This is a genomic window from Streptomyces sp. NPDC093801 (assembly GCF_040701585.1).
Classification (GTDB): domain Bacteria; phylum Actinomycetota; class Actinomycetes; order Streptomycetales; family Streptomycetaceae; genus Streptomyces.
In genome coordinates this window covers 1-4723 of the sequence record NZ_JBFBDP010000091.1, presented here as the reverse complement: position 1 = coordinate 4723, position 4723 = coordinate 1, and the positions used below count along the sequence as shown (strand labels likewise).

Sequence of the window (4723 nt, the reverse complement as noted above, 5' to 3'; positions counted from 1 at the left end):
CCCGACGCCCCCATCATCACCACCGACGCCCGCCACCGCGGCGACGCCAAGAGCGCACTCATCACGCTCGTCGAACACGCCCTCATGGCACGGCTGAAGTAACACCCGGGCCATCAGCGGAGGCGGGCTGTGTCATAGGACACGGCCCGCCTCTGGTGTTCATAACGTTTCGACAGAGAATTACTCTCACATGGACACGGCATGCGGTCGCCCGGTGCCGCTGTGCGCACAACTGGCCCCGTTTTTGCCGCCGCTCGCTCTTTATGTCCGTTTTATGTGGGACTTAGGTCTCTGGGAATGGCTGGTTTCAACTGTTTGGAACACGGCGCTTAATCGTGCTGGAATTCAACGAACTAGCTAGTAGCACCGCCGAGAGGTTGTTGGTCGAGTGAGGCGAAGCAACTCGAGCCCCGCGGATGAACCCGCGCGCGGCAACTTCACCCCGCCGCCGCGCGCGGCCATGTCGCCCGTCGACGTGCCCGTGGAGCCACCCGCGAGCGGCGGCAGCACCAGCAAGCTCTCGCCCCGCAACTGGCGGGTGCCCACGCGTCTGAACGCGATCCTCCTCGTGCCCGTCCTCGTCGGACTGGTCATGGGCGGCTTCCAGGTGAAGGGCTCGATCGACACCTGGAACGAGGCGAAGGACGCGGAGAAGACCGTCCGCATCGTCCAGGCGGCGGCCGAATACGGCCAGGCCCTCCTCAACGAGCGCGACCTCAGCGCCGAGCCGCTCCTCAAGGGCGACCGCAACAACGAGGCCGTGACGAAGGCCTACGCGGCCACCGACGCCGCCAAGGCCAAGTTCGCCTCGGCCGTGAAGGACATGCCGCAGAAGCAGGGCCTCGAGCGCCGCCTGGAGCTCTTCCGCCAGGAGGAGCCCAAGCTGGAGCAGGTCCGCAAGACGGCCTACGCCGTCCCGGAGTCCGCCAAGAAGAACCTCCCGACCTCGGCCGGCCCCGTGCCGACCGAGGAGGGCTACGTGCTGGTCCAGCACTACCTGATGCAGTTCTCCAACGAACTGGGCCTGGGCACCGGGAACGTCACCAGCTACGGCCGCATGGTCTACGCGGTCGAGCTGGCCAAGGCGGCCAACTCGCTCCAGCGCTCCATCGGCACGCACCTGCTGGTCCGCCCGAACGAGGACGAGAACGTCCGCAAGGCCCAGCTCGTCGCCTTCTCCTCCTACGCCTACCTCGAAGAGATCGCGGCCGGCGAGTACGTCGCCGCCGGTACCGAAGAGGACACCAACCGGCTCAAGGAGGTCATGGGCAAGAAGTCCCAGGAGGGCGCCGCCAAGCTCGCGCAGGCCAAGCAGGCCGCCGAGCAGGCCGGCACGCCCTTCAAGGCCCCGCCCGTGGTCAACGGCTCCGCCCTCACCGGCATGACCGAGGCGATAGCCGGCGGCGAGAAGCCCTCCAAGCTGGCCCTGGGCGGCACCACGCCGCAGGCCTGGCAGGCCGCCGCCACCGCCAAGTTCGACGGCTACGCCGAGATCGAGCGGGAGCTCCTCGACAAGGCCGTCAAGGACACCGTCGCGATCTCCGACAAGGCCCAGAGCGACGCCATCCTGACCGGCGCGATCGTGGTCGTGGCCCTCCTCGCCGCCTTCATCCTGGCCGCGATGATGGCCCGCCAGATGAGCCGCTCGATGCTGCGCCTGCGCACCTCCGCCTTCGACATCGCCGAGCAGCGCCTGCCGATGCTCGTCGACCAGCTCTCGCGCACCGACCCGGGCAAGGTCGACACCCGTGTCGAGCCGATCCCGATCAACTCCCAGGACGAGATCGGCGAGGTCGCGCGCGCCTTCGACCAGGTCCACCGGGAAGCGGTCCGCCTCGCCGCCGAGCAGGCGCTCCTGCGGGGCAACGTCAACGCGATCTTCACGAACCTCTCCATGCGCAACCAGTCGCTGATCGAGGGCCAGCTGACCCTCATCACCGACCTGGAGAACAACGAGGCCGACCCGGACCAGCTGGAGAACCTCTTCCGCCTGGACCACCTGGCCACCCGTATGCGCCGCAACGGCGAGAACCTCCTCATCCTCGCGGGTGAGAACCCGGGCCGCCGCTGGGACCAGCCGGTGCCCCTCGTCGACGTGCTGCGCGCCGCCTCCTCCGAGGTGGAGCAGTACGAGCGCATCGAGCTCTCGGGCGTCTCCGAGGCCGAGATCCACGGCCAGGCCGTGACCGACCTCGTGCACCTGCTCGCCGAGCTCCTGGAGAACGCCACCACGTTCTCCTCCCCCCAGACCAAGGTCCGGGTCAACGCCACGCGTCTGCCCGACGGCCGCGTGATGATCGAGATCCACGACAAGGGCATCGGCCTCACCGCCGAGGACTTCGCGGACATCAACCACAAGCTGGCCAACCCGCCGACCGTGGACGCCGCGATCTCGCAGCGCATGGGTCTGTTCGTGGTCGGCCGGCTGGCGGACCGCCACAGCATCCGCGTCCAGCTGCGGCCCTCGGGCGAGCAGGCCGGCACCACGTCGCTGATCATGCTCCCCGACGCCATCACCCACGGTGGCGGTGGCGAGGGCATCCCGGACGACGACTTCACCGTCTCCTCGATCATCCCCGAGCAGCAGGCCCAGCAGGCCGCCCCGCTGCGCACCGCCGCCGAGCTCGGCTTCGACGACTCCCGCTACGAGGCCCCGGGCGGCCAGGGCGGCGAGGAGAAGCCGGTCGACCCGGTCGTGCGGTCCCTGGGCCGCGAGGAGCGCCGGGCCGCGCTGGAGGCGCAGCTCAACTTCGAGCAGGAGCAGGCCCCGCAGCCGGAGCAGCAGCAGTACTCCGCCGACGGCTATCCGGAACCCCAGCCGGAGCACGCGTACCAGCCGTACCAGGCGTACGAGCAGCCGTCCGCGCAGGGCTACGAGGCCCCGTACGCCGAACCGGGCCAGCAGCAGTCCTACGAGGCGTTCCCGGAGCAGGGCTACGCCTATCCGGAAGTCGGACACCAGGACCCTCAGCAGCCCGCCCAGGCGTACGACGGCGGCTACGCGGACCAGTCCCCGCAGGCCGTATGGCCTGAGCAGAACACCTACGCAGAGGCGTACCAGCCGGACTACGGGAACGAATCGGAACCCCCGGCCGCTCCCGAACCGGCCGTGGACCGCGTAGGCTTCGACCGTCCGGGCGCCGCTGCCGACGCCAGTCACGAGTTGACCGGAGCGGGCCTGCCGCGACGCGGCAGCCAGCAGCAGTGGGGTTCGGGCCAGAAGGAAGCGGAGCCCACCGGTTCCCTCTTCGAGGCGAGGCCGCAGCGTCAGCAGCAGCCCGCCGAACCGAAGGGGTCCCCGGAGGACGAGGCAGCCGGCGCGGGCTGGCGTTCGACGAACGACGAGCGCTGGCAGCAGGCCGGCAAGCTCCGTGAGCCGAAGGCGGGCGGGGTCACCTCGTCCGGTCTCCCTCGGCGGGTGCCCAAGGCCAACCTGGTCGAGGGCGCTGCGGAGACGACCCCGCAGGGCGGCCCCCAGGTCTCCCGCGCCCCGGAGGACGTGCGCGGCAGGTTGAGCAACCTGCGCCGTGGTGTCCAGCAGGGACGCAGCGCGGGTTCCGAGCAGTCAAGTAACAGCTATGACCAGGAGCGTTAGTGTGAGCGCGATGAGCCAGGCGGCGCAGAACCTGAACTGGTTGATCACCAACTTCGTGGACAACACCCCCGGGGTGTCCCACACGGTGGTGGTCTCCGCCGACGGCCTTCTGCTGGCGATGTCCGACGGATTCCCGCGCGACCGCGCCGATCAGCTGGCGGCCGTGGCCTCCGGTCTGACCTCGCTGACCGCCGGAGCCTCCCGCATCTTCGAGGGCGGCGCCGTCAACCAGACCGTGGTCGAGATGGACCGGGGATTCCTCTTCCTCATGTCCGTCTCCGACGGATCCTCGCTCGCGGTGCTCGCGCACCCCGAGTGCGACATCGGCCTCGTGGGCTACGAGATGGCCCTCCTCGTGGATCGCGCGGGCAGCGTCCTGACTCCGGACCTGCGCGCGGAGCTGCAGGGAAGCCTTCTCAACTAGCAAACAGGCAGTGCGTTTCGCGTCATCGCACCGTAGGGTGCGGTGGCGCGGTTCCACAGGGAGTACTGCGTTCTTGGAGTCGGAGGAGGAAACGTGACAACACCCGGAGGACATCCTTATGGCGGCCAGCAGCCGCAGGGTGGGCACGACCAGAACCGCTTCAACTTCCCCTCCGCTCCCAGCCGGCCCATGCCGGAGCAGAACCCCTACGCGCAGCAACCGTACGGCCAGCCCCAGCAGCCCCAGGCGCCCCACCGGCTTCCGCAGCAGCCCCCACGGGCCTCGCAGCCGCAGGCTCCGAAGGCGCACAACCCGCTGGTGCGCCCGTACGCGATGACCGGCGGCCGGACCCGGCCGCGCTACCAGCTCGCCATCGAGGCGCTGGTCAGTACCACGGCGGATCCCGCGCGGCTGCAAGGGCAGTTGCCCGAGCACCAGCGCATCTGCCGTCTGTGCCAGGAGATCAAATCCGTCGCGGAGATCTCGGCACTTCTCTCCATTCCTCTTGGTGTCGCCCGCATCCTCGTAGCCGACCTGGCGGAGGCGGGCCTTGTCGCCATTCACCAGCCGGGCGGCGACGAGTCCGCCGGCGGTCAGCCAGATGTGACACTGCTCGAAAGGGTGCTCAGTGGACTTCGCAAGCTCTAACGGCGGAGCGGCTCGCTCCACCACCTCCGCGAAGATCGTGGTGGCGGGCGGCTTCG

Annotated in this window: 3 protein-coding genes and 2 pseudogenes; all 5 read left to right on the top strand. The window is 69.3% G+C overall.

Going from position 1 to position 4723, the window contains the following annotated elements; genetic code table 11:
• Positions 1 to 102: pseudogene (locus AB0469_RS40870) on the top strand (ATP-binding protein); the annotation flags it as partial.
• Positions 103 to 388: 286 nt separating this feature from the next.
• Entirely contained in the window at positions 389 to 3595 is a 3207-nt protein-coding gene (locus AB0469_RS40865; protein ID WP_366456682.1) for a nitrate- and nitrite sensing domain-containing protein, read from the top strand.
• A gap of 10 nt (positions 3596 to 3605) precedes the next feature.
• Positions 3606 to 4019 carry a roadblock/LC7 domain-containing protein gene (locus AB0469_RS40860; RefSeq protein WP_030037347.1) on the top strand — a complete coding sequence of 138 codons (414 nt, stop codon included), beginning with the start codon at positions 3606 to 3608 and terminating at the stop codon, positions 4017 to 4019.
• Between the two features lie 93 nt (positions 4020 to 4112).
• Complete coding sequence (locus tag AB0469_RS40855; RefSeq protein ID WP_344170358.1) at positions 4113 to 4667, top strand: DUF742 domain-containing protein; 555 nt, start codon at positions 4113 to 4115, stop codon at positions 4665 to 4667.
• A pseudogene (locus AB0469_RS40850) lies at positions 4648 to 4723 on the top strand (ATP-binding protein); the annotation flags it as partial. The gene AB0469_RS40855 and the pseudogene AB0469_RS40850, both read left to right, overlap by 20 nt.